This window comes from Methanobacterium spitsbergense (assembly GCF_019931065.1).
Classification (GTDB): domain Archaea; phylum Methanobacteriota; class Methanobacteria; order Methanobacteriales; family Methanobacteriaceae; genus Methanobacterium_B; species Methanobacterium_B spitsbergense.
The window spans coordinates 12,609-32,094 of sequence record NZ_JAIOUQ010000008.1; the positions used below are offsets into that span (position 1 = coordinate 12,609).

The window sequence follows — 19,486 nt, forward strand, 5'->3', positions numbered from 1 at the left end:
TAAAATATGGCCAGTGAACAACTTTTAATGCTAAATCCTAATGAGTATGAACATAAACTGGATAGAAAAGCTCTTGAAACATTAGAAAAAACTCCAGGATTAAAGAAATTCGGCATAAATCAAATGAAAGATGTGGAAAAACAAGTAAGATTAATTCATACTGGTAGCTCAATTAAAGTCACACACAATCATTTTTCTGAAATTCATGAAATATTACAAGAAGCCTGTAATAATATTTACCTTAAAAAAATTCCAGATATGTACATAAATAGCGGTTGGGATATCAATGCAAGTACTATCGGCTCAAAAGAACCAATAATAATGCTCAACTCAGGAGCGGTTGAATATTTAACTCCAGAAGAACTTTTATGTGTAATAGGGCATGAAGCAGGCCATATCAAAAGCGGTCATACAACATACAAAAATATGGTTAATACATTTTCTTATTGGAGTTCGATAATTACTGATATTACACTTGGTTTTGGTGGACTATTGCAAGAATCTTTACAGAAGGCTTTAAACTATTGGAGTCAAATGTCTGAATTTACAGCAGACAGAGCAGGATTACTAGCTTGTCAAGATATTGAAGTTGCCATACATGTTGAAATGAAATTAAGCGGTGTTCCACCAAAACTCTATGATAAAATGGACACCGATGAATTTATAAATCAAGCCAAAGAATTCATGAGCCTAGATTCAGATCTTTCATACAAAACGTATAAAACATTGTTTAATTTGGATTTAGACCATCCTTGGTCCGTTATGAGGGCATTTGAGCTTATGAAATGGGTAGAAAAAGGAAAATACCAACAACTACTTGATATTCATTGCAAAAAGAATATTGAAGATTTAGACAAAATCTGTCTAAAATGTGGGGCTGAATTTAATTGCGATCAAACCTTTTGTGGAATATGTGGATCAAAACATCATCGAACATGTACTGAATGTGGATCTAAAATAAAAGGAAAAGAAAAATTCTGTGGGGTATGTGGAAATGAATTATGGGCTCGTTAAAAGATAGAAGGATATTGACGAACTTCATGAAATCAAACGAATTTCCAGACACATTCACAAATTATTCTAACATAATATTAAAAAAAATCGAAAAAAACTATATTATTCAATTATGTGTGGTAATAAGATGAGTGAATATCCAGATAAGTTAGCTAGTTGGTTAGGAATTTGGGGCGTAATTAATCTAATTTTAGCTTTTCCATATGGAGTTTTAATATTGATTTTTGCTGTCGCAATCTATATAACAAAAAGCCCTATGATAATGAATGCATTTGGTTGGTTATGGTTAATTTTAGCAATACCTCAATTCTTCGCAGGTTTTATGTTTCCGTGGTTGTTTATATTAGCTATAATCAATGCAATATTTGCAATTGGCGTAATTTCAGAAACAAAAAAATATGAAAAGGGGAAAGTTGTAGCTAAGAGTAAATCAGGATATCAAAAAAATTTAAATTTAGATAATAAGAGCAATATGGAAAGTTTATCAAATAATTACTGTTCTGAATGTAATTATAAATTAAATAAAAAGGATAAATTTTGTCCTGATTGTGGTAACAAAGTTTATAGTAATATTTATTAATAATAAAATATTGGGGTAACATGAAAATAAAATGTTCAAACTGCGGACACGAAAGTGAGAAAAACAAAATTTTTTGTACTGAATGTGGAACAAAGATAGAACAAATATCAGAACTTATTGAGTCTAAACAAGTAATAAATTGTCCTAAATGTTCTATAGAATTACCGGCTAATACTAAATTTTGCACAGACTGCGGTACAAAAATTGATCAACAGATAGTTTTAGATCAAGAAATAATATGTCCCAAATGTTCTAAAAAACTTCCCGCCAATAGTAAGTTCTGTAAAGAGTGTGGAACGAAAATTGGATTTGATAATAAATCTCTTAATGAATTTGTAAGTGATGAAACAATTGATTCTATAAAGGAAAGGGGAAAAGATATCAGGAAAGAAGCCGAAAGTTTATTTAAAAAATTAAGAGAATAAAAATATTATACTATAACTCAAATTCAGTGGGGGGATTAAATGGGGTATTTAATTTGTAATAAATGTGGCGGCTATTATGAGCTCAAAAAAGGCGAATCAATAGATGATTTTGATATTTGTGAATGTGGTGGAAAATTTACTTTTATTGAAGAAATTGAAGGATTAACAAAATCGTCAGTTTTAATGATAAAATGTCCTTCTTGTGGAAATAATAATCCCGAAGATTCTAAATACTGTTTATCTTGTGGGGAATATATGAAGCCTATCAAAGGCCGGGAAAATCTTTTAGATTTTTTAGATTTTCCTGCACTTTTCATTATTTCGATTTTAGCAGTGATTATATTCATTTTAAGCTCAATTATCTTCGGTGATCTTGGGAACAACTCTATTTTATTTATTGATAATAATCAACCGGATAATAATCTTCCAAAGGGCATTTATCTAATACTTATTATCTTTATTGGTATATGTGCTGGTCTTTTAGTAAAAGGAAACTATAAAAAAAATGCGTTACATGGAGCACTAGTTTTAATGCCTTCAGTAATATTTGGTGTGGTTTCATTTTACTCTGAAATGAATACTTTATTACAATACATTGCTTCTCCTAATCCAATAATTAGTTTAATGATAGGCAGTTTATCAATTGTATTGTTAATATTAATGATATTAGCATACTCACTTCTTGGTGGAATAGGTGGTCTAATTGGTTCAATCATTCATAACAAGTTTAAATTAGACGATAATAAATTATGGAAACGACTAACGGAAAAAATATACCATAATAAAAAAATTAACATCAAAGAGTTAAGATTTGGTTATTTTTCATTCTTATTGACTATTTTGTTAGTAACTCTTTGGAGTGTATTCGGTTAATGTTAATCTATTATTATTTTTTATAAGTTTTCAATTATATTCACAAGAGTCTGATGCAGTGTAACAAGTCAATAAACAAAAATGGAAATCACAGTTCGGAATTGGACAATGCACTATTCCTTCTTTCACAATTCATCTTCACATCTTAGAGGATTCATCTTCTTAAAAGAATAATCTATTAATCCAATAATTAGTCCTAAATATTATATAATTCGAAATAGTTACGGTAGAATACTCGTTTCAAAAAATATAACGATCTATATTAATACTGAAGTTTTACTTCGGAGAAGTATCACGAAGTTGTAAAATAATATTAGTTTTTCACTTTGATATTTCTTAATTATTCATCATTAATATTAGAAAATATAATACAATAATTGATATACACAGAATCCTAGTAAATCCTTCTTATAAATATGATGTGGATACTATAATCAATTCATTAACTAATAAAAAAAGCACCTGCAGATATAACTTCAAAGACACTATTCTATGAGATGAACCATCAAAATAATTCATCATGAGATAATGAAATCATTTGCGATATATTCAAATTGGATAATTGGATATAACACTATAAAAATAATGTTATGTGTAATGGATTTCTTTGGAGGTTTAAGTGATGTCAGATGAAAATATCGTATACATTGGAAATAAACCAGTAATGAACTATGTATTAGCTGTAGTAACTCAGATGAATACCGGAGTCCCCGAAGTAATGTTGAAAGCAAGAGGAAGAGCAATCAGCAGAGCAGTTGATGTTGCAGAGATTGTAAGGAACAGATTTATGACCGATTTAGAAGTAGGTTCCATAGATATCAGCACAGAAGAAATGACCAGCAGAGAAGGATCAAACAGTAATGTTTCAGCCATTGAAATAAAACTCTGCAAGACAGAATAAATAAGAAATCCATTCAATCCACTTTTCATTTTATGAAGGAGAAACTTCGCTGAATAAAATAAATAATATTACTTTTATAATTTAAAGTATTAAAAAACTTCAGAAAATCAAACACTATATTTTTACAATAGTTGACAATGGTCAAAGTATCTCTACGATTGCTTCCTTTCCATTTTTAATGGTATAAAAGCGTTCAAGCGAGCAAATAATTAATGAATCTTAGAATAGAAGAACGTATGTTGCCTGCATACTTCATTAGTATTCTCAGGAAATTTAGATTTGTAATATTTAGACCATTGGGCTAACAATAAAGAAGTTTAAAGAAGTTATAATTCTAGTTATTTATTTTGGAATTTTTATTCAAATTTAAAATCCAAAATTACCATACAATCCTAACGATTTAATCAAACTAGAAGAATTAGGAATATTGACCTATGGAAGTATAATTCAAATGAGGACTCAGATAGATATACTTGGTATCATAATACCGGAATTGGGTTCAGAATAGACTATGCCTTCGTTTCACCGAAGCTTGGTGAAACTTTAGAGGATGTATCAGTTTACCAATAAAATTAGTAGAAAAAGACTCAAATGTGAGATTGGAATTGAATTTGAAACTTACTTTTCACTATTTTGATTAGTTTGTATAATAGGAAGTTTAAAGGGTAAATGTTTTTTCCTTGGGGAATATGAATAATTATAAATGAAATCTATTTTAAGCCATATTGATCTGTTTAAAAATAAAATAATGGGTATTGTATACGAAATAACCTGAAATATTATTGGTTAACTATAAGATTGATTGAAATTTGTATATTATTAATATAGAATTAATGCCATATTGTTTTATGGAAATTAAAAAAAATTAAATCACGAGAAATTTTATCATGATAACAGTTAAAATAAAAGGAGGTCTTGGAAATCAATTATTCCAATATGCTTTTGGTCGTTCATTATCCTATGATTTAAATACTGAACTATCATTTGATTTATCCTATTTTGATACAGAATATTCTAAATCTTTGAGGCATTCCATTTATGGTCTAAAACTTTTCAATATTAAAGAAAACATTGAAACGATTAACTTTTCAAATGAGATAGATGAAGAATCATCAAAACATAAATATTATCAAGAAGCTTCTTTCAATGAAATAACTGGTTTTCCGTCTTTAAATAATTTCAATAACATACAACTTCCAGCATATTTTGATGGATATTGGCAATCTGAAAAATATTTCATACACAATGAAAACATAATTAGAAATGAGTTAGAATTTAAGATTCCTCTTAATGGAAAAAATAAAATAATTGCTGAAGATATCTTAGATCATAACTCAGTTGCTATGCATATTCGTAGAGGAGATTATCATAATCAACCTCATTTTGGGATGTGTGATACTGATTACTACAATAAATCAGTCTCTTTTATTGAGAAACAAGTTGAAAATCCTAAATTTTATATTTTTTCTAATGATCATCAATGGGTTAAGAAAAATATCCATATTCCACACCCCACATATCATATCACACATAACGATGTTGAAAAGGGGTATGAAGACCTTCGTTTGATGTCATTATGCAAACATTTTATAATAGCCAATAGTTCATTTAGTTGGTGGGGTGCTTGGTTATCTAGAAATAATGATAAAATAGTAACAATACCAAACCCCTGGTTTATTTCTCGCCTACCCGGTACTAGATACATAGATAAGGGTAAACATTTTTATCCTATTAAGAATGATTATAGTGAAGTTTTCAACGATTCTAGTCTAATTTTATTTAGTTTAAACCCATCTAAATATTCCATAGATATTCCTTCAATTAAAAATGTGGATTTAAAAGTTGATAATAATATGTTAAATATCCACACATTAGGAAATAATTCTAAATTATATTTAAAAGAAATTCACAAATTGAATGATAATAATGAAGTTATAATGAAAATATCCCTAAAAACAAAATCCTCTGATCTTATACGATTGAATTATACCACCGAAAACTCTTCCACCTATAATTTTAATAATAGCTTCCATTCCTATTATTATGAAAACGAGGATATTGATATTTACGTATATTTATCAAAAGAAGTTTTGTTAACCAACTTGATGATAGAACCAGCTACAAATAAAGGGTCTAACATTACCATAAAATCATTAGAAATTCGTGAAATTCATAATTCTAAAAATTATTCTTCCCTTTTTTCAAACAACATATCGAACACCATCTCAAAAGTAATAAGTACAGAAAAACATTTGACTGAAATAGATAATAAACTAAAAAAAACAGAATACAAACTTGAACAAACCGATAAGCAACTTAATCAAACACAAAAACAATTGAAAGCATATCATGAATCTTTCATGAAAATGGAAAAAACTGAAAAAAAGATTTTATTTAAATATGATAGTCTTAAGGCCCATTTTTATGAAACTCAATACTTGAACAATAATGGTAGACCAATTATTCAGCGTATAATTTCATGGTTCCCCAGTTTATATATACTTCTCAGAATGAGAAAAAGCGGCATTAAAAATGCTTTAATAAACATGAAAGGGTATCAGTCCATAAAAAAAGAACATCTATTAAATATCGGTTATTATTTAAAAAATAATAGTGATGTAAGAATATCTGGTAAGGATCCTATAATTCACTATATCTATCATGGTTATAAGGAAGGGCGAAAACCTAATCCTACATTTGATGGTGACTATTATCTAGAAATTCATAGTGATGTAAAAACCTTGAATTTAAACCCACTGGTACACTACAGTTTATATGGCATCAATGAAGAAAGAATAACCCATAATCAAGTTAATGATTAAAAATGTATGTTAAATGGATTGAAATCCATTTTTGATATATTGAATAATAATTATGCCATTTTTGCTTAAAAAAAAATAATCTCAAGTTTAGAATATTATGATAATTATAAATCATCATTTAAGTTAATAAAAAAAATTGAATATATACCTATTATTCAGTTAATATAGGGGGTTATTCAAACGTCATTTTGGGAAAATAAGAAATTTTTAATAACTGGCGGCGCTGGTTTTTTAGGTTCTTATGTTGTAGAAAAATTAAAGGATCGAGGAGTAAATGATAAGAAGATTATAGTGCCACGAAGTAAACAAATGGATTTACGGATAATGGATAATTGTTATAAAGTTTGTGAAAATGTAGATGTGGTAATCCATTTAGCTGCTAAAGTTGGAGGTATCGGTTTTAATAGAACATATCCTGGAACACTTTTTTACGATAATGCTATTATGGGTATTCAATTAATGGAAGCTGCTAGACAAGTGGGTGTAGATAAGTTTGTGGCAGTGGGCACAGTCTGTTCTTATCCTAAATTTACTCCGGTTCCATTTACTGAAGAAGATTTATGGAATGGATACCCTGAAGATACTAACGCCCCTTATGGCTTGGCAAAAAAAATGTTATTAGTACAATCTCAAGCTTACAGAAAACAATATGGATTTAACTCTATCTTTCTATTACCCGTTAACTTATATGGTATTGGCGATAACTTTAATGAAGAAAGTTCTCATGTTATTCCTGCTCTTATAAAAAAATTTGTAGATGCTGTAGAGATCGGTGATAAAGAAGTAGAAGTTTGGGGAACGGGAGTTGCATCAAGAGAATTTTTACACGTTGAAGATGCTGCGGAGGGAATTCTACTTGCGACTGAAAAATATAACAAATCCGATCCTATTAATTTAGGAGCAGGATTTGAAATAAAAATAAGTGATTTAGTTGAATTAATATCTAAAATAACCGGTTATACTGGAAAAGTAATATGGGATGATTCAAAGCCTGATGGACAGCCTAGACGATGTTTAGTTGTAAGTAAGGCGGAATCTAAATTTGGGTTCATAGCAGAGGTAAAATTCGAAGAAGGGTTTAGAGATACTATTGATTGGTACATGATGCATAAAAATAGTATTTCATAGTTGATTATTTTAGAATTGTAAATAAAAAAATTCTATTGGTAGAGGATGATAGTTTAGACACCATGGATCTAAAAGTACATTAGAATTTTCTGGTTATGAGATCCTATAGTAGCGTCCAGTGCAGAAGAAGCTGTAGCAAAAGTTTTAGAAATAAAGTAAGATCTTATCTTGATGGATATATCTCTTAAAGTAGATTGTGATTGCATTGAAGCTTCTTCTAAGATTAGTGAATTAAAAAGGATAAGGAATCTATTTAAATAATAATTTCATTATATAATTTGTTATTTTCCATTTGGTTCTGTTCGCATCATTTGGTTTTTGATTTTTCTCAAGTTGTTCATATTCTCTATAAGTTTCAGAATTTAGAATATTTTGATATTTGATCCGGTAATTATTATTTAACATATCAATATCTGAGGGTGAAAAATCCTTTGTTAGAAAATGTTGTTTAATAATATCAAAAAATTCTTTTTTATATTGTTCATCTACTTGATTATAACGATTTAAAATGGATTGTACTTGATAGTTTAAAAATTTTTGCTTATATCTACCCAAATTACTTGTTTCAATCAATATCCCCTCTAATAGGCTGTGCATTTTGATAATATCAAAAAATCTTTCATTTTTTGCATCTATAAATGATCCTTGCCTGTTGATTCTGTAATTATACAGAAATTTCCTCACCAAGGAGATTTTCTTAGCATTTAAGTAGGTCTTGTAGAAAAAAATATTATCTTCAAAATCGATTTTAGGAAATTTTGCTTCAATTACATTTAGAAATTTTGATCTATAAATTTTGTTCCAACAAGTAACATTCACTCCAAAGAACCCTTTTATTAATTTATGATCAAAAACTGTATTATCAAAACTTTCATTGAAAAGATTCAAAGCAAAATAGGGATCAGATGGTTTATATTCCTGTATGGCATCGTCAAATAGATGAGTTAAACACATTACTATATCACTATTATGGGATTTGGCATTTATGTACATAGTTTCATACATTTTTTCATCTATCCAATCGTCTGAATCAACAAAACCAATGTATTCACCAGTTGCACATTCCATACCAGCATTTCTACTTAAGCCAATCCCTTTATTTTCCTGGTTTATAACTGTTATTTGTTTATATTTTTCTGCATATTCCTCTAAAATTTGTGAAGATTTATCTGTTGAACCATCGTTCACACATATAATTTCAATTTCTATTAATGTTTGATTTAAAATACTCTCCAAACATTGTCGAAGATATTTCTCTACATTGTAAACGGGCACTATTACCGAAACTTTTACCATTCTAAATTCTCCATCAAAACAAAAGTATGGTTTATTTACATGAAAAACTTTTTTAACACTTAAATACCTATTATTAAATATAAATTTTATATTTCAAAACCATTAAATCATTTGTCATTAGGGAATATACAAGTTTTTCTAAGAATCATAATTATATAATGGACTATTCAAAATGGGTTTTCAACAACAAAGGAGTGAATTAAAGTAGATAATGTTCTTATAACCGGAGCAATGGGTTTTATTGGTAGTCATTTGTGTCAAAGTTTATAAGTGAAGGATTTGAGGTTTATGGAATTGACAATCTTATAACCGGAGAAATTGGGAATTTGGATAAACTAATGGAATCTAATGATTTCTATTTTATAAAAAGTGATGTTTACAGAAGATTTGTATCTTGAACCAAATTTTGATTTAATACTACATTTTGCATGTCCTGCCAGCCCTGATGATTTTTTGAAATTTTCAATTGAAACCATGAAGGCTAATTCTTTGGGAACATTAAAAACCCTCGAACTGGCCCATTTGAATGATGCCAGATATGTTTTTGCCTCAACATCAGAAGTTTATGGGGATCCTCTTGTAAATCCTCAAAATGAGGGTTACTGGGGAAATGTGAATCCTATTGGTCCGCGTTCTGTGTATAATGAAGTAAAAAGATTTTCTGAAGCACTTTCAATTGCATATCAGAAGAAAAATGGATTAGACGTTAGAATACCAAGAATATTCAATACTTACGGCCCTAATATGAGGATTGATGATGGCCGGGTCGTACCGAACTTTATTATTCAAGCACTTAGAGGTGAACCACTCTCAGTTTATGGAGATGGAAGTCAGACAAGAAGTCTTTGTTATATAGATGATCTTGTGGAAGGAATTTTTAAGATGTCGTTGATTGATGACCTTTCTGGCCAGGTAATTAACCTAGGAAATCCAGAAGAGTACAGTATAATCGATCTTGCTAGGTTAATTATTAAAAAAACAGGATCAAATTCTGATATTATCTTTAAATCCCTGCCGATAGATGATCCAATGCAAAGATGTCCGGATATTAGAATTGCGAAAGATATTTTGAACTGGCAACCCAAAACCATGCTGGACGCTGGTCTTGATGAAACAATTCATTTTTTCAATTATATTAATAATTCCTAGGGAATAGTTATTACTGCATATTTTATTAGGTAATATCTTAATGAATGTTCTTCATAGGTGGGTTGCAACTAGTATTGTAATATAGTCCATCACTTACTGTAAACTGTTTGATGGTCGCTATATACCTTGCGATTTAAACAAAACTGAATAGCTTGAGATTATCTTATAACAAATTATTTTATATTTACATGAATAATTTAAAAATATATTAAAAAATTACTAATATAATTAGTGTAATTTGTAGTTCATTTATTTTTGTCCTAATGGAATATTGTCAAAATTAAGAAAGATTATTCAGAAATGATCAAATTGTACGTGTTTTTGTATCCAAAATTTATGAATTATCCAATAAATAAAAGTTCCAGAAAAATAAAATAATATGTCTAAAGGGTCTGAGATAGCTGTTGGTTTTAAAAAAAGAACCAAATATTCCCAAAGAAATGAACACAATATAATAATTAAAAATAAATATTTAAATGAATACAATTCTTTATCAATTATGGATAATAACAGATTAATATAAGAAAACAGTAAAAAAGGAGCTAATAAATCGTTAAAATAACTATTGAAAAAATAGTGTAATTTAGGATTGTATAAATTTGAAAAAATTAATTCATTAAAATTAAATAATAAAATACTTAATATAAAAATTAAATAATTTTCAAGTCTATAATTTTTTTTCGTTAGATAAATCATATAAACACATCTTATATGGAAATCACCAATAATTTCATTTTTATAATATTAAATAACGGTACAAAAGTAGTAAAATTAGCTTATTAAAGACCAATGGATACCTAAATATAATTTAATACTTTTTGCGATTATTACAAGACCAAAACCAGCAAGTAGTCCTGTTGAAAATCTTAGTACATTATTACTTTCACGAAAACCAAATAATTGACTTATAGCATCAATAAATGTTGGAGCAGTTACAACTGTAGCAATACATACTAAATAAACTGTATAATTAACATGTAAAAAATTGGTTATTAAATAACATAAAAATATACCTAAATAAACACCAGTACACCTCGAACATACTGGAAAATACCATTTTCCAATTCTAAAAGTTCTACTAGGCAATCTATGACATATTGGAAAATTGACCATTGACCATATATTGTTCAAAATAGCATATATTAATTTTTAAAAAAAATCTAAATTATAATAATTAATAAGAAAAAATTTGATAAAAAAAAGTATTAATAATAAGAATGATATTGTTTTTATAAGGGGAGGGGTTAAAATAGGTCTTAAACCATGCAAAACTTGTGGGAAAATGATAAGTACTAGCACTAGCAAATGTCCTCATTGTGGTGAACGTAATCCAACTGCTAAGCCTTTTAATCAAATGGGTACGGCAGAAAAGGTAGCATATACTGGTTTTATGGGTGCAGGTAGTATCTTTTTCATTATATGTGCCATAATAATATTTATAATCCTATTAATGTTGATTTAGAACTCAGAAATATAGATAATATTATCCTCTGAGACATTTTTTTATTAATAATCAATTAAGATGGAATTTTATTGAAGATAAATTATAATCTAAAAGATATAACTGAATATATGTTATTTACACAGATTTTTCTGGAACAATTTTGATATTTAAATTATATTACGCTATTAATTGTTTAGATGGCCATGATTTTGCTGAGATAGCTCAGATGACTATAGGTGAAATCATGCCAGAAAATAAAACTAGAAGCAAACCCAAAACTAAAGAAAAGATGGAACAAATTACTATCAAGTTACCTCCCAAGATGTTAGAAGGATTAAGAAAATTATCAAATATGAGTTACAATCCTATGAGTATGCATATCAGACAAGCCATAGCAGAATATTTAGAGAGAAATAACAACAAGAACTAAAAAATAACAACATGAACTAAGAAATATTGGACTACAGGTGTTTAAATGGGTTATTTAATTTGCGGTAAATGCATGAGTTACTATAAACTGCAATCGGATGAATCTGCAAAAAATTTTGTTGATGACTGTGATTGTGGAAGTGAATTAAGATATGTTGAAAATTTAGATTTTGTTGATCCCAATTGGAAACAAGTCTCAATAAGGAAAAAAAGTACAAGAAGAGAAATTCTAAGAAACAAGATGCAATCCGCGTTTTCTGTCAGAAAAATTGATCTAAAAAACCATTTAGTTCAATTTTTTCAGAATAAATTCGGAAAACGAATCTATAATGCTCAAAATTGGGATAGAATTCATAAAACTCATTATGGGACAGAAACAAGCTTTATCAATTCTATAAAAAATGAGCTTAATTTCCATAATATCCGATGGACTTTGGTAATACCTGTATCAATGGCAATAACTATAATATTAACAATTACACAAGGTATTCTTACTCTATTAATTTTTATATTGTTAGCAGCTGTTGGTTACTTATTTAAAGACCAAATGATTGGAACTAAAAATGCTATTGTCACCGGAGTAATTTCCTTCTTTTTAGGAAGCCTCTTTACAGGCTCATTTCTCTATTTAATACCATTAACCTTATTAGGAGCTATTAATGGGGCTATCTGCGGATGGATAGGCGGATATATAAAAACAAGAATATGATCAAATTTCGTTAAATCACCGTAAACCTTTTTTTTACTTAATAAAAACAAGTATTTAGCAATAGGTAAACCTATGATATCAACGGTAACCACAACAACCACCATAGTTACAACAACTCAACTATTAGAATTTTTTATTGGTTTAATTATTATTTTGTTGATAATTATCTGGATAGTCCTGAGACAAAAGAAGAAAAATCTTAAAAATTAAATTTATCAAACTAAAATTTTTAATATCGGAATATTTTAATGAAATATAAGAATCTGTTGGAATAGAGTTAAAAATCTATTTTTATATATTCATAATCAGTTATTGCTTAATTGAAAATAGGATATAAGATTATGGAAAAAAATACTAAACAAGAGTGGTTTAAGTTTGAAGGAATTGGGGGAGTATCAAAACCAATACGTTGGCAAGGATTGGCTTGTCACGGTATTTTCTTATTATCTTTCTTTTTATTAGCTCGACTTATGATAGTTTATGATGTAAATTCATGGATCTTAACTATTATTTTGGCAATAGCAATTCTCCTATTTTTGACAGTTGCTATTTTAAAAAGTAATTTTAGAGAGATGACCAATGCTTTGAAAATGAAAGAACAGAAAAAACAACTTTATATTAGAATGGGCGTTATATTTGGAGTATTATTATTACTCCAAGGAATTTACATGATTCAATTTGATAATAAGATGGGATATATAATAATCATTTTGGGAGCAATATTGATTTATATCTACTTTAAGTATCGAAAAATTAAAGTTTATTTTTAAGAACGAGATCTCTATAGCTCAAATAAGTAATTAATTCCAATAAAAACTGTTATTTGGGTAGATGAAAATGAAGATAAAACAATTGAACCTTAAACTAACAGAAAAACAGTTCGATCAACTCGAATATCTATCCAACGCAACGGGCAATGTTAGTAAATCCAATCTGATTAGGATTGCAATAACTGAATATGTTATGAAATATATAGACTTGTTAGACTAAAGTAACTATGGAGGGTGTTAAATGGGGATAAGGCTAAAAAGTTTTAGAAGATTTGGTGAGATAGATTTGAGGAATAGTAGGGATATATTATTTGTCGTTGGGCAGGAGGATAAAGAATTCCATGATTCATATAGTGGATTTTTTTCAGATGATGACCCTGATGAAACCATAATAGACAATTTGCTATTACACAAAGGGACTGATCAATTATTAGAAATAATTTATAAAAGCGGAAAGAACAGGTTTTTAAATCTTAGACTCATTCATAGTTACCACTATCAGGAATATTCAAACGAAGAATGATTAACAAAATCCTATATTGAATAAATCATATGATAACCTTTTGAATGCTCTAAAATTCAATGGAAATGTTAATTAAATCTAATCTAATTAGGATAGTAATAACTGAATTTTATAATGAAATATAATGACTTTTAAATGAGGGTTAAAAAAAATATATTTATTCACATCCTAAGTATGATGAACTATTTGATGGATTACTGGATATAAATTCTAAAATGATGAATCTAATAATTAAGATGCGTAATGAATATTATCACATGCCCGAACCAAGAATATAATTATCCAAAACAATTTATTCTTTATTGAAATTGCTTCTTAAAGCTATTTTAATTATTAATTAATTTTTTATTAACAAAATAGAAAAATATAGTAATAAAATGTTATATACATTTATATTAAATAATAAAATATTGTCCTTTTAAGTATCATTTAATAATGGTGGTTAATTTTTGTCTGATAAAAATAATGAGGAAGGATCAAAGGATGATGAAATTAAGTCTAAAGGAAATAGATTTCTTAAATGGTGGATAATAGGGATTATACTTATTTTCTTATTAGTAGGTAGTTATACAGCAGGAATTCTATATGAAAATAAACAATCATCCATAATAAAATATATGGAGCAGATGAGTCCTAATATTACAGAATCCGGGCTTATTGTAGAAGACTTTAATCTCCCCTCAAATATTACACCTACTAAAGTTCTATCAGGAATTTATGTGGATCGTATCAAAGACGTCTCATTATCAGACAGTACATGGGATGTTGATTTTTATTTATGGTTCAAATGGAATAGTAGTGATGTAAATCCTGGTGAAAACTTCCAGGTTATCGATGGCGACATACAAAACAAAGAATTGGTAGATAATTATACCAATGGAACTATACATTATGAAATTTACTATGTCACAGCAAAAATTACCAAATTTTTTGATATCACAAGGTTTCCTGTCGATAATCACATTCTCAACATAGAAATTGAGGATAAAAAAACTGAAAGACAAAACCTAATCTATGTCCCAGAAAATGGAACTTCTGATATAAACCCTAAAGTACAGGTTCATGGATATAGTACTGGTAACATTTTGGTTATAGAAAAACCACACATATACAATTCAAATTTCGGAGACCCACGCCTAGAACAGGGACGAACATCATATTCACAACTAAGAGCTGGTATAGATATATTCCGGCCAGATCTGGGATTTTACTTCAGAATATTCATAGGATTGTTCATAGCAGTTGCAGCGGCTTTAGTAGCATTATTTATCAAACCAACCCAAGCTGAGCCACGTTTTGGACTTGGAGCAGGTGCTTTATTTGTAGCAATAGCAAACAACATCATAACATCGGGTTTAATACCAAAAACCGGTACTCTAACCTTGGCAGACATGGTGAATGACATAGGACTGCTTCTGATTCTTATAACAATTATTGAATCTACTATTTCATTATATATCTATGATGTCAAAGGTGAAAAAAAATTATCAAGAAAACTAGACATAATTTCATTTATCACACTACTTACAATCTATATAGTAATAAATGCCATAATAATAACTTCAGCATGGTAAAAATATCATATTAAAACCCTTAATTCCCCAGATAATTGAATCTTTATTATTTCAAAGAAATTTTTTTTATGTGTTATGCTGATTTTTTTAGTTAAGGAAACTATGGTAAAGTAGATTTACTTCGTTATAAGAGAAATTTCTTAACCCACTGGTCAACTAAATTACGATTTTGAATCTTTTTAAGTCTTCGATAAACAAAAATACTTCATTACACTAATTATTCTATATAAACCAAAGAATATTTAATATTTAAATGAAATATATTAGAGGAGTTGAAAATAATGGTGGTAGTAAAATGGACGCATATAATAAATGGTTTAGTGATAGCAATAATACTTGGTTTAATCCTTGGAATTTTAACATCATGGGGTGACATATTAGGATACTTAATTGCAACAATATATGTTGGTTACTCAGTAAATGGAGATTATATGAATGGAGCTATCCACGGAGCGATCGTTGGTGCTGTTGCAGCTGTAATTGTGCTTATACTTAGTTTAATTGGATTAAGTGCCCTGTTTACTGACGTTGCAGTTGTGTCAGGATTAGTAGCAGTAGTTACAGTACTAATCATTGCGATAATTATTGGAGGAATCATTGGTGCTATAGGTGGAATAATAGGGGGTTTAATAAAAAGTAAAAGTTAATAAAATAAAATATTTATGATTCAAGATTTTTCTAATTTTATTTAATTTATATAATATACTATAAATTTAGTGTTTTTTTTTAAATGTATTCTTTTAAGCGTTCTTTTAAATTTTCTGGAACATTGTTATAAATTAGTTGGGTGGGCATTTCTCCTAGTCCAATATCAATTGCATGGCGGATAAATATCATATCCTTGATGGGTGTCTGGTCAAGTTTTGTAACGTTACTGTTGTACTTATTTTTTTTAACTTACGTTTAATCCCTTTAGAAATAAGTCATTAATTTTAATACTAGATTTTGTGATTTAAAACGAACTATTTAATATTTCCATTTCTTCTGGCTAATATCAACTATTAATTCCATTATTCATTCAACATTATGATTTTCCCGTTTTTTGATGAGTATGCTAAATCACATGCTTAATCTATGAATTGCCCGATAAAAACCGTTTTATTTGGATATTAAATAAAAAAAGAGGGATAAAAATAGATTTTGGAATAAATCTATTTTTTATTTTCTTCTGTTTGCTGCTAATCCTCCTAATATGCTGATAACAGCTATGGCCAATGGGACTATAGGTGTTCCAGTATCCTGCATGCTAATAATGTTAGCGGCTTCTGCAGTGTTTACAGGTACAGGATTTACAGGATTTACTGGGTTTACCGGTACAGGGTTTATAGGATTTATAGGTACGGGGTTTAGGGCGTTGAATGTTATGGATTGTGTGTTTTGGTTGAGTGTTGGGTCGTAGGTGTTGGTTGTGAGTCGTGGGAAAAATATGTATGTTCCAGCATTGAGGGCTCTTACATTAGCCCAGAGGTAGGGGTCTCCAACTACAACATCTCCCAGATTCCAAGTGATGATTCTAGTTGTGGGATTATATGTGAAAGTTCCCAGATCTGTGTTGGCACTGACAAATTCCATGCCTTCTGGTATGGGTAGGGTAAATACTACGTTTTGGGCAGTGTTTGGTCCATTGTTACCTACCTTGAAGGTGAGTTTAATGGTCTCCCCTACTGTGGAATTGGCTTTACTGGCCCAGCTGTTAATGTAAAGATCAGCTTTTGGGTCTTGGATAGCGTAGAGAGTATCAGTTGTTCCATTTTTTATTCCGAAGTAAAGAGTTCCGTCACTATCTATGGCTCCTGCAGTAGTTGGTTCTACATCTAAAGACCATTTCTTTGTTCCATTCGGGTTTAAAGCATAGAATGTACCAACAGCCCCACCATCTCCGAAGTATATGGTTCCATCTGCACCTATAACTGCTTCTCTGCTAATAAATAATGGTGTTTTAAAGTTCCATTTAAATGTTCCATTGGGATTAAAGGCATATAAGTTACCAGTTACACTTCTACCATTTCGGAAGTAACCTCCAACGTATATTGTGCCATCTTTCGCTATTGAAGGTGAAGATTCTAAAAAAACCTCTGTCACTTCTTTAATGGTATAGTTCCATTTAAGTGTTCCATTCGGGTTTAAAGCAAATAAAATACCGTCATTGTTGAAGTTACTCGATAAGTATATTGTTCCGTCGGTTGCTACAGCCGGAGATCCTCGTATATCGCCATATGGGAGGAGATAGTTCCATTTTTTTGTGCCGTCAGGGTTTATTGCAAATAAATTGTTATCATCGCTTCGGAAGTATATGGTTCCATCAGATCCTATAGCCGGAGACGAATCTGCATAATTTCCGATGGTATAGTTCCATTTTTTGGTTCCATCTGGTTTCAAAGCATAGAAATTACCGTTCCAACTAGAATAGTCTGATGCTAAAAATTCGCTTGAGAAGTAGATGGTTCCATCAGTTGCTACAGCCGGAGATCCCGATATATAAACAGATGCTCCTTCGTTAAGGATGTATTTCCATTTCATAGTTCCTTCAGGATTTAAGGCATATAAAAGACCATAAGTCCTGGTGCTGTCATGGAATTCATTGATGATGTAGATGGTTCCGTCGGCTGTTATAGTTGGAGATCCAACGAATTGGTTGTAACAATTTTCATTGTATATTCCGTCGTTAATGGTGTAGTTCCATTTTTTTGTTCCGTCTTTGTTCAAGGCATACAAGTTAGCCATATAATTTGTACCATTATTGAACCGTGTTGGCATGTATATTGTGCCATCTGGTCCTATAGATGGAGCGTATGTTATTCGGCTGTCTATATTTCCAGTTGTGTAATTCCATTTAGTGTTGTTATGTTGAGGTCCCGTGTATTGTGACTGTCCTGTGTTCTGGTTGTCGTGCATCGCTTTAGGGTACTGGTTGTCTGCCAAAGTATTGGGTGATGCAGCCATAGTTGGAGAAAATGAAATAATAACCAGTGTAACTACTACGAGAATGAATAGAAATTGTTTGAACTTGAGTATTTTTGTGATCAACTTTTTTTCACCTCCTTTTACAATTGATAAATCATATTTTCTTATTATTTTTGCCCTGGTTTTTATCAATGAAAAAAGTGTTCAAACCTTTTAAATTAGATTAAAATGGTTTGGTCAAAAAAATTGATTGAAAGAGTTTTAGTTTTATTATAAGGACAATAAGTTTTATTAAACATCATATTATTATGTGTTGTTAAAAAAACTAAATAGGAAAGTTTAAATAAAAAAAACCGGTTTTAGTGACTGTTTTCACAAAAAATTAATATCAATCATCTGAGGTCATGATTGTGTCCTAATATGAAATCAAAATATATATGTGGCATCTTCAAGTACTACTAGATGCTGTAAATCCTCTCCTAAAACTTACATTATGGGATAAGTAGCATCAAACTTATTACACCCAATTCAATTATGTTTTATCTTTTTTCTGATTCAAATAAACTTATTGAACTATCTAAACCGTCTTTACTTGATTCTATGATGTCTATTGCTGACTTTAATTCATCATCCTTATATTTCTGATCAACTATTAAACGATGGATAATGAATCCTATAATAGATAAAATTGCCATAAAAATCAGGATATAGAAAATTAAAACTAATAAGTATTGATAAATTGTTAAATTATCTAATGTAGTAGCTGATAAAATGAAAACTACTAAAAATGCGAAGATAAAACAACTGGCTATGATTAATAATAATTTTTGGTCATCACTTCTATCCTTAAATGATGAATAAGCTGCTATGGACAAGGAAGATCCTGCTAAACTTAAAACTAGAAATTCCGGTATTAAAGCAATAATATCCATTTTTTTTAGCACC

At 29.4% G+C, this 19,486-nt stretch carries 22 protein-coding genes; 17 read left to right on the forward strand and 5 right to left on the reverse strand.

Annotation, left to right across the window (positions count from 1 at the left end):
• The first annotated feature begins 6 nt into the window (after positions 1 to 6).
• The 7 genes from K8N75_RS07670 to K8N75_RS07700 all read left to right on the forward strand — a co-directional run bounded on the left by K8N75_RS07670 (position 7) and on the right by K8N75_RS07700 (position 7,743).
• Entirely contained in the window at positions 7 to 1,014 is a 1,008-nt protein-coding gene (locus K8N75_RS07670) for a M48 family metallopeptidase (RefSeq protein WP_223791501.1), read from the forward strand.
• A 127-nt stretch (positions 1,015 to 1,141) separates the two neighbouring features.
• Positions 1,142 to 1,594, forward strand: a complete 453-nt coding sequence (locus K8N75_RS07675; RefSeq protein ID WP_223791502.1) for a zinc ribbon domain-containing protein — start codon at positions 1,142 to 1,144, stop codon at positions 1,592 to 1,594.
• Between the two features lie 20 nt (positions 1,595 to 1,614).
• Positions 1,615 to 2,019 carry a zinc ribbon domain-containing protein gene (locus K8N75_RS07680; protein ID WP_223791503.1) on the forward strand — a complete coding sequence of 135 codons (405 nt, stop codon included), beginning with the start codon at positions 1,615 to 1,617 and terminating at the stop codon, positions 2,017 to 2,019.
• 39 nt (positions 2,020 to 2,058) lie between these two features.
• On the forward strand, positions 2,059 to 2,892 hold the full coding sequence (locus K8N75_RS07685) for a zinc ribbon domain-containing protein (RefSeq protein ID WP_223791504.1): 834 nt from the start codon (positions 2,059 to 2,061) through the stop codon (positions 2,890 to 2,892).
• A gap of 622 nt (positions 2,893 to 3,514) precedes the next feature.
• The gene (albA, locus tag K8N75_RS07690) at positions 3,515 to 3,793 is read left to right on the forward strand and encodes a DNA-binding protein Alba (protein WP_223791505.1); all 279 of its coding nucleotides are present in this window, start codon (positions 3,515 to 3,517) and stop codon (positions 3,791 to 3,793) included.
• 887 nt (positions 3,794 to 4,680) lie between these two features.
• Complete coding sequence (locus K8N75_RS07695; protein ID WP_223791506.1) at positions 4,681 to 6,615, forward strand: alpha-1,2-fucosyltransferase; 1,935 nt, start codon at positions 4,681 to 4,683, stop codon at positions 6,613 to 6,615.
• Between the two features lie 210 nt (positions 6,616 to 6,825).
• A complete protein-coding gene (locus K8N75_RS07700; protein WP_223791538.1) occupies positions 6,826 to 7,743 on the forward strand; it encodes a GDP-L-fucose synthase family protein in 918 nt (305 codons plus the stop codon).
• A 68-nt stretch (positions 7,744 to 7,811) separates the two neighbouring features.
• Here K8N75_RS07700 and K8N75_RS07705 read toward each other — a convergent pair whose 3' ends face one another.
• Entirely contained in the window at positions 7,812 to 7,949 is a 138-nt protein-coding gene (locus K8N75_RS07705) for a hypothetical protein (RefSeq protein ID WP_223791507.1), read from the reverse strand.
• 43 nt (positions 7,950 to 7,992) lie between these two features.
• Positions 7,993 to 9,039 (reverse strand): glycosyltransferase, encoded by a 1,047-nt coding sequence (locus tag K8N75_RS07710; RefSeq protein ID WP_223791508.1) that lies wholly within the window; start codon positions 9,037 to 9,039, stop codon positions 7,993 to 7,995.
• 254 nt (positions 9,040 to 9,293) lie between these two features.
• On the opposite strand from K8N75_RS07710, the gene K8N75_RS07715 reads away from it, so the two are divergent.
• The gene (locus tag K8N75_RS07715) at positions 9,294 to 9,437 is read left to right on the forward strand and encodes a hypothetical protein (protein ID WP_223791509.1); all 144 of its coding nucleotides are present in this window, start codon (positions 9,294 to 9,296) and stop codon (positions 9,435 to 9,437) included.
• Positions 9,427 to 10,188 (forward strand): NAD-dependent epimerase/dehydratase family protein, encoded by a 762-nt coding sequence (locus K8N75_RS07720; protein ID WP_223791510.1) that lies wholly within the window; start codon positions 9,427 to 9,429, stop codon positions 10,186 to 10,188. Before K8N75_RS07715 ends, K8N75_RS07720 begins: the two co-directional genes overlap by 11 nt.
• A 771-nt stretch (positions 10,189 to 10,959) precedes the next feature.
• Here K8N75_RS07720 and K8N75_RS07725 read toward each other — a convergent pair.
• Positions 10,960 to 11,274, reverse strand: coding sequence for a DUF2085 domain-containing protein (locus K8N75_RS07725; RefSeq protein WP_255590863.1), 315 nt, complete (start codon positions 11,272 to 11,274; stop codon positions 10,960 to 10,962).
• A 196-nt stretch (positions 11,275 to 11,470) separates the two neighbouring features.
• Between K8N75_RS07725 and K8N75_RS07730 the strand changes: the two genes are divergently transcribed.
• The 8 genes from K8N75_RS07730 to K8N75_RS07765 all read left to right on the forward strand — a co-directional run bounded on the left by K8N75_RS07730 (position 11,471) and on the right by K8N75_RS07765 (position 16,284).
• Positions 11,471 to 11,650 carry a hypothetical protein gene (locus tag K8N75_RS07730; RefSeq protein WP_223791512.1) on the forward strand — a complete coding sequence of 60 codons (180 nt, stop codon included), beginning with the start codon at positions 11,471 to 11,473 and terminating at the stop codon, positions 11,648 to 11,650.
• A gap of 226 nt (positions 11,651 to 11,876) precedes the next feature.
• Positions 11,877 to 12,062, forward strand: a complete 186-nt coding sequence (locus K8N75_RS07735; RefSeq protein WP_223791513.1) for a ribbon-helix-helix domain-containing protein — start codon at positions 11,877 to 11,879, stop codon at positions 12,060 to 12,062.
• Between the two features lie 45 nt (positions 12,063 to 12,107).
• Positions 12,108 to 12,770, forward strand: coding sequence for an MFS transporter (locus K8N75_RS07740; protein WP_223791514.1), 663 nt, complete (start codon positions 12,108 to 12,110; stop codon positions 12,768 to 12,770).
• A 341-nt stretch (positions 12,771 to 13,111) separates the two neighbouring features.
• Entirely contained in the window at positions 13,112 to 13,540 is a 429-nt protein-coding gene (locus K8N75_RS07745; RefSeq protein ID WP_223791515.1) for a hypothetical protein, read from the forward strand.
• A gap of 67 nt (positions 13,541 to 13,607) precedes the next feature.
• The gene (locus K8N75_RS07750; protein WP_223791516.1) at positions 13,608 to 13,760 is read left to right on the forward strand and encodes a ribbon-helix-helix protein, CopG family; all 153 of its coding nucleotides are present in this window, start codon (positions 13,608 to 13,610) and stop codon (positions 13,758 to 13,760) included.
• 21 nt (positions 13,761 to 13,781) lie between these two features.
• Positions 13,782 to 14,063 (forward strand): hypothetical protein, encoded by a 282-nt coding sequence (locus K8N75_RS07755; protein ID WP_223791517.1) that lies wholly within the window; start codon positions 13,782 to 13,784, stop codon positions 14,061 to 14,063.
• 449 nt (positions 14,064 to 14,512) lie between these two features.
• The gene (locus tag K8N75_RS07760; RefSeq protein ID WP_223791518.1) at positions 14,513 to 15,637 is read left to right on the forward strand and encodes a ligand-gated ion channel; all 1,125 of its coding nucleotides are present in this window, start codon (positions 14,513 to 14,515) and stop codon (positions 15,635 to 15,637) included.
• 281 nt (positions 15,638 to 15,918) lie between these two features.
• Positions 15,919 to 16,284 carry a DUF5518 domain-containing protein gene (locus K8N75_RS07765; RefSeq protein WP_223791519.1) on the forward strand — a complete coding sequence of 122 codons (366 nt, stop codon included), beginning with the start codon at positions 15,919 to 15,921 and terminating at the stop codon, positions 16,282 to 16,284.
• 511 nt (positions 16,285 to 16,795) lie between these two features.
• Here K8N75_RS07765 and K8N75_RS07770 read toward each other — a convergent pair.
• Positions 16,796 to 18,664, reverse strand: coding sequence for an outer membrane protein assembly factor BamB family protein (locus K8N75_RS07770; RefSeq protein WP_223791520.1), 1,869 nt, complete (start codon positions 18,662 to 18,664; stop codon positions 16,796 to 16,798).
• Positions 18,665 to 19,080: 416 nt separating this feature from the next.
• Positions 19,081 to 19,473, reverse strand: coding sequence for a hypothetical protein (locus tag K8N75_RS07775; RefSeq protein ID WP_223791521.1), 393 nt, complete (start codon positions 19,471 to 19,473; stop codon positions 19,081 to 19,083).
• Between the last annotated feature and the right edge of the window lie 13 nt (positions 19,474 to 19,486).